26 protein-coding genes and 1 tRNA gene are annotated in these 20381 nt (G+C 68.5%); 13 read left to right on the top strand and 14 right to left on the bottom strand.

All coding sequences use genetic code 11. The annotated features are described in order from the left end of the window. Nucleotides 1–26 precede the first annotated feature (26 nt). The gene (locus ACIBVN_RS07925) at nt 27–1328 is read right to left on the bottom strand and encodes an MATE family efflux transporter (protein WP_397133857.1); all 1302 of its coding nucleotides are present in this window, start codon (nt 1326–1328) and stop codon (nt 27–29) included. Nucleotides 1329–1613: 285 nt separating this feature from the next. On the opposite strand from ACIBVN_RS07925, the gene dnaB reads away from it, so the two are divergent. Then, on the top strand, nt 1614–2969 hold the full coding sequence (gene dnaB / locus ACIBVN_RS07920; protein WP_357611663.1) for a replicative DNA helicase: 1356 nt from the start codon (nt 1614–1616) through the stop codon (nt 2967–2969). Between the two features lie 25 nt (nt 2970–2994). Here the strand turns inward: dnaB and ACIBVN_RS07915 are convergent, their stop codons facing one another. After that, nucleotides 2995–3540: a GtrA family protein gene (locus tag ACIBVN_RS07915; RefSeq protein ID WP_397133856.1), complete on the bottom strand. Its 546-nt coding sequence runs from the start codon at nt 3538–3540 to the stop codon at nt 2995–2997. Between the two features lie 163 nt (nt 3541–3703). Beyond that, nucleotides 3704–4540: an SDR family oxidoreductase gene (locus ACIBVN_RS07910; RefSeq protein WP_397133855.1), complete on the bottom strand. Its 837-nt coding sequence runs from the start codon at nt 4538–4540 to the stop codon at nt 3704–3706. 58 nt (nt 4541–4598) lie between these two features. Between ACIBVN_RS07910 and ACIBVN_RS07905 the strand changes: the two genes are divergently transcribed. Continuing rightward, nucleotides 4599–5066, top strand: a complete 468-nt coding sequence (locus tag ACIBVN_RS07905; protein ID WP_397133854.1) for a MarR family winged helix-turn-helix transcriptional regulator — start codon at nt 4599–4601, stop codon at nt 5064–5066. A gap of 4 nt (nt 5067–5070) precedes the next feature. Here ACIBVN_RS07905 and dnaN read toward each other — a convergent pair whose 3' ends face one another. From dnaN to ACIBVN_RS07890, 3 genes are all read right to left on the bottom strand, one after another. Next, entirely contained in the window at nt 5071–6168 is a 1098-nt protein-coding gene (gene dnaN, locus ACIBVN_RS07900) for a DNA polymerase III subunit beta (RefSeq protein ID WP_397133852.1), read from the bottom strand. 100 nt (nt 6169–6268) lie between these two features. Next, nucleotides 6269–6916, bottom strand: a complete 648-nt coding sequence (locus ACIBVN_RS07895; RefSeq protein ID WP_397133850.1) for a response regulator — start codon at nt 6914–6916, stop codon at nt 6269–6271. Then, on the bottom strand, nt 6916–8346 hold the full coding sequence (locus ACIBVN_RS07890) for a sensor histidine kinase (RefSeq protein ID WP_397133848.1): 1431 nt from the start codon (nt 8344–8346) through the stop codon (nt 6916–6918). The genes ACIBVN_RS07895 and ACIBVN_RS07890 overlap by 1 nt, the downstream gene beginning before the upstream one ends. 109 nt (nt 8347–8455) lie before the next feature. Between ACIBVN_RS07890 and ACIBVN_RS07885 the strand changes: the two genes are divergently transcribed. Continuing rightward, nucleotides 8456–9361, top strand: coding sequence for an ABC transporter ATP-binding protein (locus ACIBVN_RS07885; protein ID WP_397133846.1), 906 nt, complete (start codon nt 8456–8458; stop codon nt 9359–9361). Then, entirely contained in the window at nt 9358–10086 is a 729-nt protein-coding gene (locus ACIBVN_RS07880) for an ABC transporter permease (protein WP_397133844.1), read from the top strand. The genes ACIBVN_RS07885 and ACIBVN_RS07880 overlap by 4 nt, the downstream gene beginning before the upstream one ends. A gap of 2 nt (nt 10087–10088) precedes the next feature. Here the strand turns inward: ACIBVN_RS07880 and ACIBVN_RS07875 are convergent, their stop codons facing one another. Next, nucleotides 10089–11003 carry an SMP-30/gluconolactonase/LRE family protein gene (locus tag ACIBVN_RS07875; protein WP_397133842.1) on the bottom strand — a complete coding sequence of 305 codons (915 nt, stop codon included), beginning with the start codon at nt 11001–11003 and terminating at the stop codon, nt 10089–10091. 56 nt (nt 11004–11059) lie between these two features. Between ACIBVN_RS07875 and ACIBVN_RS07870 the strand changes: the two genes are divergently transcribed. Then, nucleotides 11060–11491: an Lrp/AsnC family transcriptional regulator gene (locus ACIBVN_RS07870; protein WP_349447648.1), complete on the top strand. Its 432-nt coding sequence runs from the start codon at nt 11060–11062 to the stop codon at nt 11489–11491. 9 nt (nt 11492–11500) lie between these two features. Continuing rightward, a complete protein-coding gene (gene soxR, locus ACIBVN_RS07865; RefSeq protein ID WP_397133840.1) occupies nt 11501–12049 on the top strand; it encodes a redox-sensitive transcriptional activator SoxR in 549 nt (182 codons plus the stop codon). Between the two features lie 28 nt (nt 12050–12077). On the opposite strand, the gene ACIBVN_RS07860 is transcribed toward soxR, so the two are convergent. From ACIBVN_RS07860 to upp, 7 genes are all read right to left on the bottom strand, one after another. After that, on the bottom strand, nt 12078–12530 hold the full coding sequence (locus tag ACIBVN_RS07860; protein ID WP_397133838.1) for a universal stress protein: 453 nt from the start codon (nt 12528–12530) through the stop codon (nt 12078–12080). Between the two features lie 109 nt (nt 12531–12639). Further along, nucleotides 12640–13314 (bottom strand): FadR/GntR family transcriptional regulator, encoded by a 675-nt coding sequence (locus ACIBVN_RS07855; protein WP_397133836.1) that lies wholly within the window; start codon nt 13312–13314, stop codon nt 12640–12642. Between the two features lie 99 nt (nt 13315–13413). After that, on the bottom strand, nt 13414–14757 hold the full coding sequence (locus ACIBVN_RS07850; protein ID WP_397133834.1) for a helix-turn-helix domain-containing protein: 1344 nt from the start codon (nt 14755–14757) through the stop codon (nt 13414–13416). Between the two features lie 95 nt (nt 14758–14852). Further along, nucleotides 14853–15386 carry a PH domain-containing protein gene (locus tag ACIBVN_RS07845; protein ID WP_349447642.1) on the bottom strand — a complete coding sequence of 178 codons (534 nt, stop codon included), beginning with the start codon at nt 15384–15386 and terminating at the stop codon, nt 14853–14855. Beyond that, entirely contained in the window at nt 15383–15565 is a 183-nt protein-coding gene (locus ACIBVN_RS07840; RefSeq protein ID WP_344999800.1) for a hypothetical protein, read from the bottom strand. The genes ACIBVN_RS07845 and ACIBVN_RS07840 overlap by 4 nt, the downstream gene beginning before the upstream one ends. A gap of 72 nt (nt 15566–15637) precedes the next feature. After that, on the bottom strand, nt 15638–15862 hold the full coding sequence (locus ACIBVN_RS07835) for a hypothetical protein (RefSeq protein ID WP_345002236.1): 225 nt from the start codon (nt 15860–15862) through the stop codon (nt 15638–15640). A 122-nt stretch (nt 15863–15984) separates the two neighbouring features. Further along, nucleotides 15985–16623 (bottom strand): uracil phosphoribosyltransferase, encoded by a 639-nt coding sequence (gene upp / locus ACIBVN_RS07830; protein ID WP_349447640.1) that lies wholly within the window; start codon nt 16621–16623, stop codon nt 15985–15987. A 183-nt stretch (nt 16624–16806) separates the two neighbouring features. On the opposite strand from upp, the gene ACIBVN_RS07825 reads away from it, so the two are divergent. The 7 genes from ACIBVN_RS07825 to ACIBVN_RS07795 all read left to right on the top strand — a co-directional run bounded on the left by ACIBVN_RS07825 (nt 16807) and on the right by ACIBVN_RS07795 (nt 20333). Continuing rightward, nucleotides 16807–17322, top strand: a complete 516-nt coding sequence (locus tag ACIBVN_RS07825) for a tRNA adenosine deaminase-associated protein (protein WP_397133830.1) — start codon at nt 16807–16809, stop codon at nt 17320–17322. 18 nt (nt 17323–17340) lie between these two features. After that, complete coding sequence (locus tag ACIBVN_RS07820; protein ID WP_397133828.1) at nt 17341–17817, top strand: tRNA adenosine deaminase-associated protein; 477 nt, start codon at nt 17341–17343, stop codon at nt 17815–17817. A 31-nt stretch (nt 17818–17848) separates the two neighbouring features. Further along, nucleotides 17849–18286, top strand: coding sequence for a nucleoside deaminase (locus ACIBVN_RS07815; RefSeq protein WP_397133918.1), 438 nt, complete (start codon nt 17849–17851; stop codon nt 18284–18286). A 10-nt stretch (nt 18287–18296) separates the two neighbouring features. After that, nucleotides 18297–18383, top strand: a tRNA-Ser gene (locus ACIBVN_RS07810). Between the two features lie 208 nt (nt 18384–18591). After that, nucleotides 18592–18939 carry a hypothetical protein gene (locus ACIBVN_RS07805; protein WP_397133827.1) on the top strand — a complete coding sequence of 116 codons (348 nt, stop codon included), beginning with the start codon at nt 18592–18594 and terminating at the stop codon, nt 18937–18939. Nucleotides 18940–18946: 7 nt separating this feature from the next. Continuing rightward, nucleotides 18947–19258 (top strand): hypothetical protein, encoded by a 312-nt coding sequence (locus ACIBVN_RS07800; protein ID WP_397133825.1) that lies wholly within the window; start codon nt 18947–18949, stop codon nt 19256–19258. Continuing rightward, nucleotides 19239–20333 (top strand): hypothetical protein, encoded by a 1095-nt coding sequence (locus ACIBVN_RS07795; protein WP_397133823.1) that lies wholly within the window; start codon nt 19239–19241, stop codon nt 20331–20333. Before ACIBVN_RS07800 ends, ACIBVN_RS07795 begins: the two co-directional genes overlap by 20 nt. Nucleotides 20334–20381: the final 48 nt, after the last annotated feature.

Genomic DNA, 20381 nt, shown 5'->3' with positions numbered 1-20381 from the left:
GGGGCCGCGTTTGAGGGCGGTGTGTGTTATGCCCCGGTCACCAGCCACTCAGTGCCCGCGGCCCGGCGTACCAGAGTGATCAAACGTGCGATCATCCACACCCCGAGCGCGCACCAAAGAGCAACGACCCCCAACCCGGAGGCGAGGAAGGCGGCGGGCAGGTATGCCAGAGTCGTCCACACCCCCGCCCACGCCAGATAACGCTGGTCGCCCGCGCCGATCAGCACACCGTCGAGCACGAACACGACTCCGCACACCGGCTGGAACGCCGCCACCGGCCACAGCAGGGCCAGCAGCAGCTCGGTGACCACCGGATCCGCGTCGAACAGCCCGGGCAGCACCGGCCGGGCGGCGACGACCAGGACGCCGAGCAGCACGCCCGACCAGACGCCCCACTGCACCATCCTCCTGGTGGCGGCCCTGGTGGCCGCGACGTCTCCGGCGCCGAGCGAGCGTCCCGTGATGGCCTGCCCGGCGATGGCGATGGCGTCCAGAGCGAAGGCGAGCAGCGTCCATACCTGGGTGGCGATGGCGTACGCGGCCAGCTCGGCCTCGCCCATCCTGGTGGCAATCACCGTGGCCGCGAGCAGCACCACCCGCAGGCAGACGGTACGGACGAGCAGCGCGAACCCGGCCGTGCCCGCCTGCTTGACTCCCTCGAGACCCGGAGTGAGCGGCGTGCCCAGTCGGATCGCGCCCCTGGCCACCACGGCGAGGTAGACGGCGGCGCCCAGCGTCTGGGCCAGCACCGTCCCCCAGGCGGACCCGGCGATGCCCCACCCTAAGCCGAGCACGAACCAGGCGTTCAACGCGGCGTTCAGCATGAACGAGCCGATGGCCACCACCAGCGGCGTGACCGTGTCCTGCAGCCCGCGCAGCACCCCCGTCCCGGCCAGCACGACCAGCATGCCGGGCGCGCCGAGCAGGCTGATCCGCAGGTACGTCACGGCCTGCGCCCCCTGCTCGCCATCCGCCCCGAACAGCTCCACGATCCCCGGCGCCAGCGGCCAGCCCACGGCTATGAGGGCGACGCCGATGGCCAACGCCAGCCAGATCCCGTCCACACCGCTGCGCATGGCCCGCGCGTGGTTCCCCGCGCCCGTCTGGCGCGACACGGAGGCCGTGGTGCCGTACGCGAGGAAGACGCACAGGTTCACCAACGTGGCCAGAACGGTGCCCGCCACGCCCAGGGCGCCCACCGCCGTGGTGCCCAGCCCATGCCCCACGATGGCGTAGTCGGCGAGCAGGAAGAGCGGCTCGGCCACCAGCGCGCCGAACGCGGGCACTGCCAGCCGGAGTATCTCCCGATCCCTGGATGTAATGGGCATTTGTCTATTATGGCCATTACGCGGCTTCTTGGGGAAACTTTCTTTCCTCCACAGGTGGTGGATAACGTTCTCCCAGGTCAGAGGCCATTCGGCACCTATCCCGAAGAGTTATCCACAGCCTGTGTCCACAGGCCTTTCACACCCTGGGCGCGGTAGTACACAGCTTGACCACAGGGTTGTCCACAGGCCGCGTTGCCAGTCGGCACGCGACTCCGGGAAACTGTCAGACCGGTCGGCTACAAGTGGGGGTGGTGCGACCGCCTGCAAGGTGTTCGAGGGGGCGCGGTGAGCATTGACGAAGAGACGGGCGCCGGCCCCGGTTTCGAGCGCACACCGCCGCACAACATCGAGGCGGAGCAGTCGGTGCTCGGCGGCATGCTGCTGTCGAAGGACGCCATCGCCGACGTCGTCGAGATCCTGCGCTCCGACGACTTCTACCGTCCCGCTCACCAGATGGTCTACGACGTCATCACCGACCTCTACGGCCGGGGCGAGCCCGCCGACGCGGTCACCGTCTTCGACGAGCTGCAGAAACGCGGCGAGATGGCCAGAGTGGGCGGCGCCGCCTACCTCCACACCCTCACGGCCGTCGTCCCCACCGCGGCCAACGCCGGCTACTACGCCAAGATCGTCAGAGAGCAGGCCATCCTCCGCCGCCTCATCGAGGCCGGCACCCGCATCGTCTCCTACGGTTACGGCGGCCAGAACGAAGAGGTCGACGACCTCGTGGACCGCGCCCAGGCGGAGATCTACAAGGTCACCGAGCGCCGCACCTCGGAAGACTACGCACCGCTGGCCGACATCATGCCCGGCGCCCTCGACGAGCTCGAGGCCATCGGCAGCCGCGGCGGCCAGATGGTCGGCGTGCCGACCGGCTTCCAGGACCTCGACCAGCTCACCAACGGCCTCCACCCGGGCCAGATGATCGTCGTGGCCGCCCGGCCCGCCATCGGGAAAAGCACACTAGGTCTGGATTTCGCCCGTTCCGCAGCGATCAAGCATGGGATGACCACGGTCATCTTCTCGCTGGAGATGTCCCGTAACGAGATCACCATGCGGCTCCTTTCCGCCGAGGCCCGGGTCGCGCTGCACGCCATGCGCTCGGGCATGATGGGCGACGACGACTGGACGCGCCTGGCCCGGCGGATGAGCGAGGTGGCGGAGGCGCCGCTGTTCATCGACGACTCGCCCAACATGTCGATGATGGAGATCCGGGCCAAGTGCCGGCGGCTCAAGCAGCGTAACGACCTGCGGTTCGTGGTCATCGACTACCTCCAGCTGATGAGCTCGCCGAAGAAGACCGAGAGCCGGCAGAACGAGGTCTCCGAGATCTCCCGTGCGATCAAGCTGCTGGCCAAGGAGCTGGAGGTCCCGGTCATCGCGATCTCCCAGCTCAACCGTGGCCCCGAGCAGCGAACGGACAAACGCCCTCAAGTTAGCGACCTGCGCGAATCCGGATCTATCGAGCAGGATGCTGACATGGTCATCCTGCTCCACCGGGAGGACGCCTACGAGCGGGAGTCACCGCGGGCGGGCGAGGCGGACCTCATCGTGGCCAAGCACCGTAACGGCCCCACGGCGACGGTGACGGTGGCGTTCCAGGGGCACTACAGCCGCTTCGTGGACATGGCGCAGCACTGACGGAGACGATCAGGATTCGCTGCCATCAAGCCGCCTCCTTCGTGGAATCGGGAGTGGGAACCAGCCGCACGCTGCCGGACTGGGCCTTCTCGTCGGGGAAGACCCACTTCCGGAGCGCCCAGAAGCGGAAGACCATGGCGATCAGCGTGCCGATGACCTGCGCGCTCATGAAGTCGGCGACCTCCTGGGTCACCAGGCTCACATCCGGGGTCTCCAGGCGAAATACGTACCGGGAGATCCATAGCGGCGCGGAGCTGAGCACCAGACCGACGCCACTGACCAGGAAGAACAGCGCCGCCTCGTGACGGCGCTCGCGACCGCCCCTGGTCCGGAACGACCATTCGCGGTTCAACACGTAGGACACGATCGTCGCCACGAGCACCGCGATGATCTTCGCGGTCACCGGCTTCGGTTCCAAAAAGGTCAGCTTCAGCCCATAGAACACCGCGTTGTCCACTAAGAACGCTGTTCCACCCACCACCGCGAACTTCAGCAGTTCACGGTGCTTCAGCGCGAGTGCGTGCAGCGGTTCCGGCAATCTTGCGAGTACGGCGTTTGCTATTCGGAGCACCCCCGATCTTCTCACCAGTCGAACACCCTGGTAACGAGATTCACGGATACGGCTTATCCGATCCGTGCGTGAAATCCCCAAGGATCCCGGCCTGCGGGGTTGGCACGTGGTCGGGCTCCTTGGGCACTCCTGGGGACCCCGACCACGTGTGGCGGGTGCGGGATCATGGGCGGAGCTGGGCGGCGTGGTCGCGGGCGAAGTCGGCGAACGACCGGGCCGGGCGGCCCATCACCTTCTCGAAGTCCTGGGTCGTGTAGTCACCCCACCCCGCCGAGTACGCCGTGAGGTACTCCTGGGTGACCGCCGCCACCCACGAAGGCAGGCCCGCGTCCAGCATCGACCGGCGAGCGTCGTCCGGCGTCACCGGCTGGTAGGCGATCGGCGTGCCGTACACCGTGCCGAGTTCGGCGGCGACGTCGCCTAGTGAGATGCTGGCCGGGCCCGTGAGAGTGTAGGTGCTGCCCTTGTGCTGTGCGGGAGCCCGCAGGACGGCGGCGGCGAAGTCGCCGATGTCGCGTACGTCGATCATGCCGAGCCGGCCCTCGCCCGTCCCGCCGTACAAGGTGTCGCCGTTGACCGAGCCGAAAAGGTTCTGCATGAAGAAGGCCGGGCGGATGACGGTCCAGTCGAGGCCCGAGGCCGCGAGCTCGACGTCCGACAGGGCGTGCAGGCGGCCGTTGCGGGTCGGTGCGTCGTGGGCGGCGCCGATGGCCGACATGCGCACGACGTGGCGCACTCCCGCCTTCCGCGCCGCCCAGACGGCGTTCATGCTGGCGTGCGGCGCCTGCGGGCCCATGGCGGTCAGCAGCCACAGCGTGTCGACACCCTCGAATGCCTGGTCGAGCGTGGCGGGGTCGTCCAGGTCGCCGACCGCGACCGCCACGCCTGACGGCGCCTTGGCCGCGTCGCGCACCAGGACCCGCACGTCCGCGGTGCCGGACAGGGAACGAAGAACGGCGCTGGAAACGGTGCCGTTGGCACCAGTGATCAAGATGCTCATGCAGCCGACAATATAGTAAGATTTAGTGACAATCAAGCTTAGTGACTAAAAGGAGGGTGTGACGGTGCGCAGGAGCCGGCGCAAGCAGGACGAGCCCGATCTCGGCATCCTGTCGAGCAGGACGCTTTTCGGCCTGCAACGTGAGCTGTTCGAGACGCTGGCCGAGCAGGGGCATCCCAGGCTGAGGCCGCGGCACGGGGCGGTGCTGGCGTACCTGGACGAGGAGGGCAGCAGGGCCACGGACCTGGCCGCGCAGTCGGGCCAGCACAAGCAGGTGATCGGCACGCTGGTGGACGAGCTGGTGGAGCTCGGCTACGTGGAACGGCAGCCCGACCCGGCCGACCGGCGGGCCAAGCTGATCGTGCCCACCGAGAAGGGGCGCGACCACATGGTCAGGTCGGACGCCATAATCGCCGCCATGGAGGCGGAGCACGCCGAGGCCGTGGGCGAGCAGGCGTACGCGGAGTTCAAGAGGGTGTTCAAGCTGGTCGCCGAGCGCCAGGCAGGAGGGGGCCGGCAGAAGTGACGGCTCAGGCCTGGCGCAGGGACATGACGAGGTAGCGGAAGGCGGGCTCGGCGTCGCCGGGCACGTCCTGGATCAGGGCGGGCCTGGTCGGCGACTCCATGTTGATGCGGGCCAGCTCGCCCTCGATCCCGGTCAGCCCGTCGAGCAGGAACTGCGACTGGAAGGCGATCTGGATGTCGTCACCGCGCAGCTCGCAGTCGACCACCTCGGCGCCGCGCCCGATGTCGCCGCCGCCGGCCTGGATGAGAACCTGCCCCTGGCTGAACGACAGCCGGATCGCGGTGTTGCGCTCGGCCACCAGGGCCACCCGCTTGATCGCGTTGACGAACGGCGCCACGGGCACGTCGGCCCTGATCGACCAGTCGGAGGTCAGCCGGGATCGATAGTCGATGAACTGCTCGTCGAGCAGCCGCACGGTCGTGCTGCGCCCGACGCTCTCGAACCCGGCCACCCCGTCGCCCATCGCGATCGACACCTCGCCGCCGCGCAGCGACTTGGCCACCTCGACCAGCACCCGGGCCGGGACCATGGCGGAGACGGCGAGGCCGGGACTGGCCGGGCGCCAGGTGAAGTCGCGGGCCGCGATGCGGTAGCGGTCGGTGGCCGCCATCGCCACGGACTCGCCCTCGATGTCGACCCTGATGCCGGTGAGCATCGGCAACGTGTCGTCCCGGCTGGCCGCGGGCGCGACCTGGCCGACGGCAGAGGCGAACACGCCGCCGCCGATGGCGCCGATGCTGGGCGGCATGGTGGGCATGGTCGGGAAGTCTTCGACCGGCATCGTGATCAGCCCGAACTCCGCGGTGCCGCAGGTCAGGACCGCCTCGGGGCCCTCCGTGACGATCTCCACGTCGTCGGCGGGCAGGCTCCTGCTGATCTCGGCCAGCAGCCGGCCCGGGATGAGCACCCGGCCCTCCTCGGCCACGTCGGCGTCGATCGCCGCCCTGGCCGAGACGTCGTAGTCGAACGCGGACAGGGTCAGCTCGTCGCTCGCTTCCAACAGCAGCCCGGACAGGACGGGCACCACAGGCCGGGTGGGCAGAACTCGGGCGGCCCACGCCACCGCATCTGCCAGAACATCGCGGTTAACCCGGATCTTCACCTGTTACCACCCCTTCGTCGCACCTGCCTCTATGAAAATAGCCGGTGCGACCGACAAGTCTGGGCGATCTCGCGGGATGGCCAACCCCAGGTGGAGGGTCCTAGCGGCTGTTGAGATAGGCGAGTACGGCGAGCACGCGGCGGTTGTCGTCGTCCGACGGCGCGAGCCCCAGCTTGGCGAAGATGGAGGCCGTGTGCTTGGCCACGGCGCTCTCACTGAGGTAGAGCCGCTGGCAGATGGCGGCGTTGGAGCGCCCTTCCGCCATGGCCTCGAGCACCTCCCGCTCGCGCGGCGTGAGCGCGGCCAGCGGCTCGTTCCTGGCGTTGCTGGCCAGCAGCTTGGCGATCACCTCGGGGTCCATGGCCGTGCCGCCCTCGGCGACCCGGCGTACGGCGTCGACGAACTGCTCGGCGTTGAAGACCCGGTCCTTGAGCAGGTAGCCGATCGCGCCCGAGCCGTCGGCCAGCAGCTCGCGCGCGTACAGCTGCTCGACGTGCTGGGACAGCACCAGGATCGGCAGCCCGGGCACCTTCTCCCTGGCCGCGAGCGCGGCCTGCAGGCCCTCGTCCGTGAACGTGGGCGGCAGCCGCACGTCCACGATGGAGACGTCGGGCCGGAGCTCCAGCAGGCCCTTCAGCAGCTCGGGCCCGCTCTCCACGGCCGCCACGACGGAGAAGCCGTGGGCCTGGAGCAGGTGCACCAGCCCGTCCCTGAGCAGGTAGAGGTCTTCAGCGATCAGTACGTTCATCAACACGACATTTTGCTCGGCTGGACACGTTCGAACCAGCGCTCGCGGTTGTGGGTGGAAGGCAGCCAGATGGCCATGGCGTGCATGAAAGTGCCCAACGTGATCATGCCGAGGATGACCGGCCACTGCCAGACCTCGGGCAGGTGCAGCGCGAGGAACCAGGTCTTCTCGTCGACGTCGAAGATCTTGAAGATGCCCGCCACGAGTCCCTGCGGGAACGTCGGGCACCAGGCCGTGGCCCAGAGCAGGATGACCGCGGCCGCCTTCCAGCGCGGCATCTTCGGGAGGTTGCCCGCCCAGTGCTCGGGCAGCGCCCGGGGCAGTTCCATGGTCACGGTGGTGGGGCCGCCGGGCGGGCTGTTCAGGGCGAGCACCCCGTCGAAAGCGGCCAGCCGCCGTTCGATGCCGGACAGGCCGCTGCCCTTGGCCGGGTCGGCGCCGCCCAGTCCGTCGTCGGTGACGGTGACGCGCAGGTCGGGGCCGTTGGAGCTGATGTCCACCGTCGCCGAGCGCGCGTCGCCGTGCCGGGCGGCGTTGGACAGCAGCTCGCTGACCGCGAAGTACACCGCCGCCTCCACCGGAGGTTCAGGCCGGTGCGGCAGATCGACGTCCACCGTGACCTGCATCGGGCTGTCCATGGCCAGGGCACGCACGGCGTCGGCCAGTCCGCGCTCGGCCAGCACCGGCGGGTGGATGCCGCGGATGACCCTGCGCAGCTCGGTCAGCGTCTCGGCGGAGGCCTCCCTGGCCTTGGCGAGCAGGGTCTTGGCCGCTGAGGGATCGTCGTCGACGAGCTGCTCGACCGCGCCCAGCGTCATGCCGATCGCCACCAGCCTGGCCTGCGTGCCGTCGTGCAGGTCGCGTTCGATCCTGCGCATCTCGGCCGCCTGCGAGTCGGCGGCCAGGTTACGCGTCCGCCTGAGGTGGCTCACCTGGCTCGCCAGGCGGCTGGCGGCGGTCGCGCCGAGCAGCAGCTCGCTCCAGAGCGCGTAGACGCGCAGCCCCCGCTCGGGGACCAGGACGAACAGCGGCACCAGCGCCGCCTTCACCACCGGGTCGAGCACCAGCCAGGCCTCGTCCCGCCAGGTAGCGGGGTCGCCGACCAGCCACTTCCACCGGTTGTTCCAGGCGGGTATCCGCGGCGTCTTGTAGAGGGTCCGGTCGGAGCGGTACATGCCGTCCGCCTGAGGCACCGGAGGCGGCGGCTCGGGCAGGTACGGCGGCTCGATGCCGGCGCCGACCCACTGCCGCATCAGCCGCCGGTTGAGCTCGGCGAGCCTCCTGACCATCATGACCTGCGGGGGGAACAGGAAGACCATGCCCAGCGCGAGCGACAGCAGCAGCGTGGCGATGCTCAGCACGATCGCGGGCACCTCGACGAGGAGGAGCGCGAGCAGGGCCACGACCTGACCGAACCTTCGCGACAGCATGCTCTCAGTCTGCGGCAACGGGTACGGTCCGGCCATTGCACCTAGGTACACCCTTGACCGACACCCAGCCGGATTCCCCGATAAAGCCCGGGTTTCTAGCGTCGATGGCATGAAAGTCATCGAAGTCAGGAATCTGCGCAAGCAGTACCCGAAGCACCTGGCGGTCGAGGACGTCTCGTTCGACGTCGCGGAGGGTGAGATCTTCGGCATCCTCGGGCCGAACGGCGCGGGCAAGACCACCACAGTGGAGTGCGTGGCCGGCCTTCAGGCGCCGGACGGCGGCACCGTACGCGTGGCCGGTCTGGACCCGCGGCTGGACAGGGGCGAGCTGCGGCACGTGCTGGGCATGCAACTGCAGAGCGCGGCACTCCCGGAGAAGATCAAGGTGTGGGAGGCCATGGACCTCTACGCCTCCTTCTACCCCGACCCGGCGGACTGGCATGAGCTGCTCGACCGGGTCGGCCTCGCCGGCAAGCGCGACACGGCGTTCAAGAAGCTCTCCGGCGGGCAGCGCCAGCGGCTCTCGGTCGCGCTGGCCCTGGTGGGCAGGCCGCGCGTGGCGGTGCTCGACGAGCTGACGACCGGACTCGACCCGCAGGCGCGCAGGGACACCTGGGAGCTGGTCGAGCAGGTACGCGAATCCGGCGTGACGATCGTGCTGGTCACCCACTTCATGGAGGAGGCAGAGCGGCTCTGCGACCGGCTCGCGCTCATCGACGCGGGCAAGGTGGTCGCCACCGACACGCCCGCCGGGCTCATCGCGCAGGTGGGCGTGGAGCAGCGGCTGAGGTTCCGCCCGTCGGCGCCCGTCGAGGACGGCGTGCTGCTGGCCCTGCCCGAGGTGCGCGAGGTCGCCAGGAGCGGCGACCAGATCGTGGTGAGCGGTACGGGCAACCTCGCTCCCGCCGTCACGCTCGCCCTGGCCCAGCACCAGATCGTCCCAGGAGACCTGCGGATCGAGCAGGCCACGCTCGACGACGCGTTCCTCGCACTCACCGGAAGGAAGCTGTCATGAAGCTGCTCCTCGTGGAGACCAAGCTGTACCTGCGCGAATGGCCCTTCTTGATCTTCACGATCGGGCTGCCGGTCGGGCTCCTGGTCGTGCTGGGCCTCAGCATCCCGGACATGACCCAGCGCGCGGCGTCGGGGGAGAGGGCCGTGGACACGCAGATGCCGAGCCTGATGACGCTGCTCGCGCTGCTGACCCTGGCCTGCAGCGTGGTGCCCGCGGTGCTGACCGCGTACCGCGAGCAAGGGGTGCTCAGGCGGATGTCCACCACGCCCGTGCACCCGGCAAGACTGCTGGCTGTGCAGCTCCTGATCAACCTGGCGGTCGGAGCGGTGTCCACGGTCCTGCTGATCGTGACGGGCTCGCTGCTCTTCGGCTCGTCGGCGCCGCGGCAGTGGGTGGGATTTGTCCTGGTCTTCCTGCTCGGCAGCGCCGCGCTGCAGGCCATCGGGCTGGTGATCGCCGCGCTGGCGCCCAACGCGAAGGTCGCGCCCGGGATCGGGTCGGCGGTGATGTTCCCGCTGATGTTCCTCGGGGGCATGTGGGTGCCGCGCGACGTCATGCCGGACGCGCTGCGGGCGGTCAGCGACTACTCCGTCGCGGGGCCGTTCGCCCAGGCGCTCAGAGACACCTGGGCGGGTCACCCGCCGCAGCTCGCGCACCTGGCGGTGGTGGCCGCCGGGCTGGTGATCTTCGGCGGGCTGGCCGTGCGGCTGTTCAGATGGGAGTGAGGCTAGCGCCTGGCCCAGACCGGGCGCGCGCCGGTGACGTTGGTCATCAGGGAGTAGAGCGAGGACGAGGCCGTGATGAACATCCGGTTGCGCTTGAGCCCGCCGAACACCAGGTTGGACGTGGCCTCCGGCAGCTTCAGCCGGCCGATCAGCGTCCCGCCGGGGTCGTAACAGAGCACCGCCTTGTCTGCCGCGGCCCAGACGCGGCCGGTGTCGTCGAGCCGGAGGCCGTCGAAGTTGTCCTGCTCCGTGCCTTCGGCGAAGACCTTGCCGCCCGCCAGCGTGCCGTCCTCGCGCACGTCGAACACGCGCAGGTGCTTCATCCTCGTGTCGGCGATGTAGAGCCGGCTCTCGTCGAGCGAGAACGCCAGTCCGTTGGGGCGGACGAAGTCGTCGGCCACGATCCGGACCTCGCCCGTCACCGGGTCGGCGCGGTAGACGTGGCAGCCGTCGATCTCCTGCTCGGCGGCCCAGCCCTCGTAGTTGCTGATGATCCCGTACGGCGGGTCGGTGAACCAGACGGACCCGTCGGAGCGCACCACGACGTCGTTGGGGCTGTTGAACCGCTTGCCCTCCCAGCGGTCGGCGATCACCGTGATCGAGCCGTCGTGCTCGGTACGGGTGACGCGGCGATTGCCGTGCTCGCAGGAGATCAGCCGGCCCTCGCGGTCGAGGGTGTTGCCGTTGGTGTAACCGGACGGCTGGCGGAACGGGCCGACCGCACCGGTCATCTCGTCCCAGCGCAGCATCCGCTCGTTGGGGATGTCGCTCCACACCAGGAACCGGCCGGCGGGGAAGTAGACAGGGCCCTCCGCCCAGCGTGTGCCGGTGTGGAGCCGTTCGATCTGGTCGTCTCCGCCGATCGCGGCGAACCGCTCGTCGAGCACTTCGAACTCAGTAGGGATCGTGTCCGTCATGCCGCCTACCATACGCTGTTCGGCATGAAGGGCATATCACCGGATACCATCTAGTCGTGGATGATATCGACAGGATGCTGATCGGCCTGCTGCTGGAAGACGCGACGCAGTCCTACGCGGTCCTCGGCAAGGCGGTGGGGCTGTCGAGCGGGGCCGCGCACGAACGGGTGCGCAAGCTGCGCGAGCGCGGCGTGATCAGGCGCACGACGATCGAGGTGGACCAGGCTGCGCTCGGGCGCTCGGTCACGGCATACGTGCTCGTGGACGGCAGCACGTGGATGGGCGACAGCGCGGACCGGCTGGCGGCGATCCCGGAGGTCGAGGAGGCGCACGTGATCGCAGGTCCCGCGTCGGTGCTGCTCAAGGTCCGTACGTCCGGGACGGCAGAGCTGCAGGACGTGTTGCGCCGGGTGTTCGGCCTGGACGGTGTCACGGGGACGCAGACGGTCGTGGTGCTGGAGACGTTCTTCGAACGAACTCTCAAGTAATCTCTAGGTATGACGAAGGTCGCCTGGAACACAAAGGAGCTCTCGGTCGGCCAGCTCGCCGAGCGCAGCGGGGTCGCCGTGTCCGCCCTGCACTTCTACGAGGCCAAGGGGCTGATCAAGAGTCGTCGTACGGCGGGCAACCAGCGCCGCTACCACCGCGACACCCTGCGCAGGGTCGCGTTCATCAGGCTGGCCCAGCGCATCGGCATCCCGCTCAAGACCATCAAGGACGCCCTGTCCAAGCTGCCGGACGAGCGCACCCCCAACCGCGAGGACTGGGCCCGGCTGTCGGCGGCCTGGCGCGGCGAGCTGGACGACCGGATCGAGCAGCTCCAACGGCTGCGTGACGACCTCACCGACTGCATCGGGTGCGGGTGCCTGTCGCTGGACCGGTGCCCGGTGGCCAACCCGCACGACCGGCTGGGTGACGAGGGGCCGGGCGCGCGCCGCATCGACGTCCAGCTGTGCCGGCCGCAAGCCTCCGGCGGCCCGTGCGCGCCCGCGGCTGCCGGCGGAGCTCCACAGGCCGCCTGCTCCACAATTCCCGCAGCCTCGTAGCGGCCGGTGTGAGGGCCGAGGGGGCGGCTCAGCGCGGGGTCTTGGCGGGCGGGACGATGAGGGTCGGCCGGTGCGCGTGGTGCAGCACATGGTTGGACACGCTGCCGAGCAGCACCGACCTGACCCCGGCCAGACCGCGCGAGCCCGTGACGATCAACGAGGCGTCGATCTCGTCCGCCACGTCCACAATTGTCTTCCAGATCGACTCGTTGTCGGCCACCGCCCGGTAGGAGACGTCGGTGAGCCCGGAGGCGATCGCCAGCTCGGCACCCTCCTTGGCGTGCTGCTCGGCCAGGACCTTGGCCTCGTCCTCGGTGCCCGGGTCAATGGCGGCCGCGGCCAGCGGATACTTCTTGAGCTGGACGAGCAGCGGCTCCCACACCGTGATGACGACGGTGGGCTCGGCGGCAAGGTGCTTGGCCGCGAACTCGATCGCGGCGCGCGAATCGGCGGAGCCGTCGTAGGCGACAAGAATGGTCATGACGTTTTCCCTTTCGCTATTCGCTCTTTCGCTAGAGCAATGAAGCGATCAGGTGCCATTCCTGGGTGAGTTGTCTGTTTTGTCACACCCTTTTAGGGGTGGCAGGCAGTCAGGACTCGGTGAGGGCGATGAGGATGTGCTCCATGCAGGCGTGGCCGGCCCGCTCTGCCGCCGCCGCGTCGCCCGCCGCGATGGCGCGGGCGATGGCGTCGTGCGGGATGTAGGTCTTGTTGAGCGAAGTGCCCGCCGCCGTGATGCTGGCCCGCAGAGCCGCCGAGAAGTCCTCGTACAGGTCGATCAGCACCAGGTTGTGCGTCGCGTGCGCCACGGCCATGTGGAAGGCCAGGTCGGCCTCCACGAAGAAGTCGGGGTCGTCCAGCTCCCAGGCCCGGTCCCGCTCGGCCAGCGCCGCCTCGATGCGCTTGATGTCGTCGTCGGTACGCCGGGTCGCGGCCAGGCGCGCAGACTCGACCTCGAGCGCGCGCCGTACCTCGAGGATCTCCAGCTGCTCGGCCTGCTTCAGCCGGCGCAGCATCGCGCCGGACAGCTCGCTGGTCGCGCGGACGTAAGTGCCGTCCCCCTGACGGCACTCGAGCAGCCCGGCGTGCGTGAGCGCGCGTACGGCCTCCCGAACGGTGTTGCGACCCACTCCGAGTTGCTCGGCGAGCACCGTCTCGGTCGGGATCTTGCCGTTCATCGGCCACGACCCTGAGGTGATCTGCTCCTTGAGCTGATCGATCACCTGGTCGACGAGCGAAGCCCGCTGCGCCGTACGCAGACTCACAGTCCGCCTCCTCCGGGGAAACCAATCATCCTATGAGTCAATGACTGGTAGACCCTAATTATTCCACGCTCCAAACGCCAAATCGGAGCGGGGGGAGGTTCAGCGGGGAACTGCGGCGTCCACCGTCACCCCTGCCAGCGCGGAGCGGACTCCGGCGGCTTCGAGCGCTTTACGATATGCCGCCGTCTGCTGTGCCCTGGAGTCGACGTGGCCGTACAGATCGCCGAGCTCGCGCCAGCAACGGGCGGCCTGCCGATCGGAGCCGAACACCGGCCGGTCGAGCGCGTCGAGCGCCCGGTGCGCGTTGCCCAGATGCGTGGAGGCGTCGCCGCCGAGCTCGATCGCGATGGTGGCCAGCACGAGGTGGGCCTCGGCAGCCGTCGTGCCCATGCGGTCGACCACCGGCTCGAGAGCGGCGCCCGCCAGCTCGCCCGCGCGCGCCGGCTTGCCGGCACGCAGGCTGACCCGCGCGTGCACGATGAGGCTCTCGCCGTGCTCGCTGCCGGTGGCAGGGGAGCCCGCGAACGCCTTGGACGCGGCCGCGATGAGCCGCTCGGCCTCGTCGACCGGCACCGTGGCCAGCCTGGACCAGTGCATGGCGGTCCTGGCGAGCTGCAGCGACAGCCGGGCCTGGCGGCCCGCCATGATCGCGTCGTCGGCCAGGCGCACGGCCAGCGCGGAGTCCTCGCCCGCCGCGGCGGCGGCACTCGCGTACCACAGCGCGCGAATCTCTCCGGAACGGTCCACAACTTCAGGAACGCCGGTCAGGTCCAGCACCCGCTTGACGTATTGGAGCTCGGGGGAGTCGCTCTCGCGCTCGCTGCGCGCCTCGACCAGCGCGGCGGCCAAGTCGATGGCGATCTCGCCCTGCGTGATGGACAGCCGCACGGCCTGCTCGAGGGCGGCGGAGGCCAGGTCACGGGCCCGCAGCCGGTCGCCCGCCTGCTGGTAGCAGCGGCTCAGCGCGATCGTGAGCGGCAGGTCGGCCAGCCGCTCGGGGTGGGCCGCGGCCTCCCTGCGCAGGCGCTCGAACGCCTCCACAGCCTGACCGAGGCGGCCTTGGGCTTCGAGGGCGCGCGCCCTGCCGAACCGGGCGTGCGCGGTCAGCATGGCGTTTTCCTCGTCGGCCGCCTTCACGATCTCCGTGAAGCGGTCCGCCGCGACGGCCGGGTCGCCGTGCTGCAGCTCCAGCTCGGCGTGGCGCAGCCCGAGCTCGGTGTCGATGCGCTGCCGAGGCTCGATCCCGTGAAGGAGGAACTCGGTCGTGCACCCCAGCCGCTCGGCGAGCAGCCGAGCCACAACAGGAGTCGGCGTGCGCTTGCCCGACTCAATGAGCGAGACATAACTGTCAGACAGGTCGGGTCCGGCCAGTTGGGCCTGGGACATCCGCCTGTTCAGCCGCAGTCCGCGGACGCGGTCACCGATGGTTCCCTGACTCGGCATCTCATCTCTCAAGGCGGGGAAGGGTCAACAACACGCAATGATTGCATGAAGTAGCCGAATCGGGTATCCCTGCTGAAGAATTCCCCGCCGGGAGATTAATCGTCGCTCTCGTCCTTGCTCGGAAAAAGCATGCCGCAGACCTCGAGGTACAGGGTCTCCGGATACGGAATGTACTCAACTGTGGACAGTGCTTGATCCTGACCGGCCGACTCAAGGATGAACTCACCGTAACCGAGCATGCGCCCAAGCAGAGATCTTTGGAAGCTCATGTCGGTGACCTTGCCCAAAGGCATCATCGCGACCTTCCGGGTGATGAGCCCGGTGGTCAGCAGCATGCGCTTGGAAGTCACCACAAAGTAATCGACCGACCACTCCGCGACCTTCCATACGAAACGGACAAGTAGCAGGAGCCACAGCCACCACACGACGACCAGCGCGGTGCCGCCCTGATCGCTGCCGCCGAAGACCTTGCTGAGCAAGCCGGCGACGATCAGTCCGGCGAGCACCTCGGCGACCGGGCGCAGCAGGATGGCAGGATGCCGCCGGACCATGATGAACTGTTGTTCTTGGGGGAGGAGGTAGCGGTTGACCGACGACGGAGCGGAGTCCCCGTGGGTCACAAGTCTCATGAGAGGCTGTTCACAAATTGCGCCAGCGAGTCGGCTGCGTTGAACACTGTGTCGAACGCTCCCTTCACCGAGTCCGCGGCGTCAGATGGACGCGCGAACAGGTAGTACGCCACAAATGCGATGCCACCGTATGTGAGGACTTTTTTGACCTGCACCGTTGCCTCCGTGCCCTTACCCACTCCACCCGCCCTATACATTACCCACCCGGCTGCCCGGGTAAAGGTGACTTGACGGGATAGTTTTGATCTTGCTTAGCCTCGTTCGCTGGCCACCAGGGCCAGGACGTGAAGGTGCTTGCGCGCGATGCGCTCAACAAGGCTCGGATGGGCGTAACCGGTGACCTCCAGCGCGCCGTAGTGCGCCGCCTCGACGCACCGCGTTACGGTGGTCGCGGAGTGGATGCCGGCGAACTCGTCGCACAGCACCGTCTCGACCTCCGCGTACGGAGTCGGATCCGCCTCGGTGTGATCGCTCATCGTGCTCCCCACGCGCATGCGGAAGTTGCCTTCCTACCTCTTCGTACCCACCTGACAACAGTATGTAACGAAGCGGTGACTGCTTGTGACGGGAAGGGTGCTTTTAAGCCCACGTCGCAGGATCAGACGACGCCGTAGAGCCGGTCTCCCGCGTCGCCGAGGCCGGGCACGATGTAGCCGCTCTCGTTGAGCCGCTCGTCGAGCGCGGCGGTCACGACACGGATGGGCTTGCCCGAGTTGGCGAACACCTTGTCCATGTAGGCCAGCCCCTCGGGAGCGGCCAGCAGGCAGATGGCCGTGACGTCCACGGCGCCCCGGTCGAACAGGAACTGCACGGCCGCCGCCAGCGTGCCCCCGGTGGCCAGCATGGGGTCGACGACGAAGCACTGCCGGCCCGAGAGGTCGTCGGGCAGCCGCGTGGCGTACGTCTCTGCCTTGAGCGTGGACTCGTTCCTGATCATGCCGAGGAACCCGACCTCGGCCGTGGGCAGCAGCCTGGTCATGCCGTCGAGCATGCCGAGCCCCGCACGCAGGATGGGCACGACCAGCGGCTGGGGCTTGGCCAGCCGGACGCCGTGCGCCGGGGCGACCGGCGTCTCGACGGTGACGTCGGTGACCCGCACGTCGCGGGTGGCCTCGTACGCCAGCAGCGTCACCAGCTCGTCGGCGAGCCTGCGGAAGGTCGGCGAGTCGGTGCGGACATCACGCAGCGTGGTCAGCTTGTGCGCCACGAGCGGATGATCTACGACGAGGGTTTCCATAAGGGACAACGTATCTGGTGGTGGACAATGATGTGGACCCCTGTCAGCTGCGCATGATCACAGAACGCGGCCGCCTCGGAGTCATTGGTTTTGATCACAATTTGGTCGGAGAGCCACACGCGGAGTGGCCGGTTCTGGAACGATTGGGTGCTGGTGATATCTGTCGGGTGAGGTCGGGTGGAGATGGCGATGACAGACGAAGACTCTCTCGACTTCGCCATCGTGGTCTACCGCGAGGACGATCGCTGGGATGCCGAGCTCCTGCCGGCCACGCTCACGTCCGACCTGAAGGGGCTCATCCACGCCCTGCGCCAGCAGCCGAGCGAGAGCGGCACGATTGGCCTGGTCGCCGTGGGGGATGAGTTCTTCGTGGCGCTGCGGGTCCTTGGCGAGCGGGTGGACGTCTTCCTGTCCGACATCGCCGCCTCCTGGGACTTCCCGCTCGCGCGCCAGGTTCTCGACTATCTGGACGTGCCGGTGCCGGACGAGGAGGAGCTCGACGAGATCCTCCAGGACGAGGAGACCGTGCTCCCCGCCGGAGATCTGTCGATCTTCGCCGATCTCGGGTTGGACGAGATGGAGCTGGGCATCCTCTCCGGCGACATTGACCTGCTGCCCGAAGATGTGCTGTCCAGCATCGCCGCGCGGCTCGGCTTCTCCGAGCCGTTCGAGCGTGCCATCGAATCGGTCTTCGGCTGACCCCCCTGGAGCGCGGACATGGCGTCCAACACCTTTTCTGCGGCCTTCGTCAGGACCTCCGACGGCTGGAGCGGCGCCGAGGTCGATCTCAGCGACGCCGAGATCGTCGACGACCTCGGTGACACGGTCACGGAGGCGCTGGGGCTCGGCGGCGACGAGCTGGCCCTGCTCTGCGTCGAGGTCGAGGACGAGTGGTTCGCCATCGCCCGATACCGGGGCGAGGACGAGCCGCGCGTCTTCCTGTCCGACGTGCACGCGGTGCTCTCCGACCGGCTGGGCGAGCTGTTCGCCGAGTTCGCCGGCGTGGTGCCCGACAAGGAGGGCAACGGCCTCGGCGTGCGCCCTGCCGGCGACTTCGAGCTGCTCAGCGACCTCGGGGTGAGCTCTGAGGAGCTGCTTGAGCTGAGCATGGAGGAGGGCATGCTGCCGGCCGACATCCTGTCGGTGATCGCCGAGCGGCTGTCCTTCGCCGACGAGCTCGACCGGCTGCGGTGATCTGGCTCTCGCCGTGACGTACGAGGAGGCCATGCGCCTGGCGCTGGCGGAGGCCGTCACGGCGGGCGCCGGCGGCGAGATCCCCGTGGGCGCGGTCGTGCTCGGCCCGCTCGGCGAGGTCCTGTCCATGGCGGGCAACGACCGCGAGTCCTCGGCCGACCCGACGGCCCACGCCGAGGTGCTCGCGCTGAGGCAGGCGGCCATGGGGCGCGGGCAGTGGCGCCTGGGCGGCTGCACGCTCGTCGTGACGCTGGAGCCCTGCACGATGTGCGCGGGCGCCGCGGTGCAGGCCAGGGTGGACCGGATCGTGTACGGCGCCGTGGACGAGAAGGGCGGAGCCGTGGGCTCGCTCTGGGACGTCGTACGCGATCGCCGGCTCAACCATCGGCCCGAGGTCGTCATGGGGGTGCTGGCCGATGAGTGCTCGTCTGTACTAAAGCGGTTCTTCGCCACTCGGCGGATCCGGTAAGCTCATGCGCGGTGGTGTCGCCTAGTGGCCGAGGGCGCACGCCTCGAAAGCGTGTGATGGGGCAACTCATCCGTGGGTTCAAATCCCACCACCACCGCCGCTCAAGAGGGCCTCCGACCTGTGCGAACAGGTCGGAGGCCCTCTTGTCTTCCAAGGTCATGGGGCATTCGGGGTGCACATGGCATCGGCCGAACCGCCCAAAGGCGGCGGGACATACCAGAGCTGGTGGTCAGCAACGTGGTGTGGCGCTTTAATGTCTTTGACCCTCCTGTGTCAGATGTGGTTTTTGGGACTGGAGTGATGACATGGCTGCGGCAGCCCAGGATGACGAGCCCACCGGCGAAGCGGAGGCCGCCGGAGGATTAGTGCGTGCCGTCGTCGGTGAGGACGGCCTGCTGGCCGGACTGCGGCTGGACGCGCGGGCGATGCGGTTCGCGTCTCAGGACCTGGCGGAGCACATCGTCTCCGCCGTACGGGCGGCGCAGCAGGATCGGCTGAGGCGCGTCGGCGATCCTCCGGAGCCTCCTGAGGAGGGCGTCGACATGGAAGAGTTCCTGCGCCGATTGGACGCCATGGAAGAGCAGGCGGCCCACGATTTCGGCAAGTTGACGGCGAGCCTCGATGAGACGCTGCGTCGCCTGGACGAGAGGTGACCTATTCGTGACAGATGATGGCGTCGTGTGGGATGTGGCTGGTCGGCAGGCGTCCGCTCAGCAATTCCGTACGCTCACAGATGAGCAGCAGCAATTCCTGCAGAGCTTTCGCGCGGAGCTGGGCACCGGAAGCCTGTTGCAAGATCCCGACTTCGATGGTCCTTACCAGACATTCTTGAGCGCGTTGTTCGGTGGCTTCGAAGAACAGGTCGCCGATCTGGGGCGCGTGGGAGAAGGTCAAGCCCTGATGGGCGCCAGGGACAGGGAGGCCGAGAAGGCGAACGAGGTGATCTTCGACCATGGCGGCAGCTGGGCTTGAGGCGGTCGGTTTCAACATGCTGGGTGTGGCGCCGCCACCGGACACCGGCGAGCTCGCGCGTCATGCCGGCCTGCTGGAGTCGGTGGCGGGTGTGCACCGGTCAATCGGCGATGACGGCGCTCGCGCGTACCTGGCCGCCGGGAGCAACGTCGGCGCCGCGACCGACGCGCTGGCCGAGCACGTGGCGGGGAAGGACGGCGTGTTCCCGCGGAGCACCGCGGACGGTCTGCATGTCTCGGTGGCGGCGAGCGTGATGAAGGTCACGTTCGCCGGGCACGAGTGGGCCAAGAACCTGCTCATCGGGCTGGCCGGGATCGCGGGCGGGGTGGCCGCGGTCGCCGCCATCAGGCCGGAGCTGGTGGTGGCGATTCGGGCACGGTTGCGGCTGTTCGCTCAACGGGTGCAACAGTGGATCAGAATCATCAGGCAGACCATCGGCCGGCACATCTCGCGCCTGGCCGAGCTCCTGCGCAGGCATCCCTCCAAGAAACAGATCGGCAACAACCTGGCGGCGAAGCAGCAGCTGATGGCGGCACGAGGGCGGAGCACCTTGGCAGCGCGCGACACGACCAGGGTCGCACATGCCGCACAGGCCAGGACCTCACTACACCGGGCCACTGAGGGCCTGGATCAGGCCGGGCGCGGGGTGAGCAAGGCCGAAATGAGCGTGAGCAAGGCCAGGAGCAGGGTCAACGCCGACATCAACGCGGCAGTCCGCCGCGGAGACATCGATGCCGACACTTCGGTATCGATCAAGGCCGATCGCAAGGGCCTGATCCACCACGATTCGCTGGACTACGACACCAGGCAGGAGCTCTCCCAACACGCGGCAAAGTTGAAGCAGGTCGAAGCGCAGCTCGGCGGGCACGCCCGCGAGCTGTACAGCGCGGGACGCCACGTGGACGAGGGGCTCGACATCGCAAGGAAATACGGGCTGGATGCCTCCGAGCTCCAGAGTCTGCAGCAGAGGGTGCACGAACTTAGCGTCCGGCGTGGCGACTTGGCCCACAGGGCGTCGACCACCCGAATGGACATCGAACGCCCCGACGACCTCTACAACGTGCACCCCTTCTGACGGCGATCCATCGGGAAACGCCGGGCATCGGCACCAGGACGCCTCGAA

This window comes from Nonomuraea sp. NPDC049400, from assembly GCF_044466425.1.
Classification (GTDB): domain Bacteria; phylum Actinomycetota; class Actinomycetes; order Streptosporangiales; family Streptosporangiaceae; genus Nonomuraea.
The sequence above is the reverse complement of the archived record's forward strand: the minus strand, read 5'-3'. Positions and strand labels throughout refer to the sequence as shown.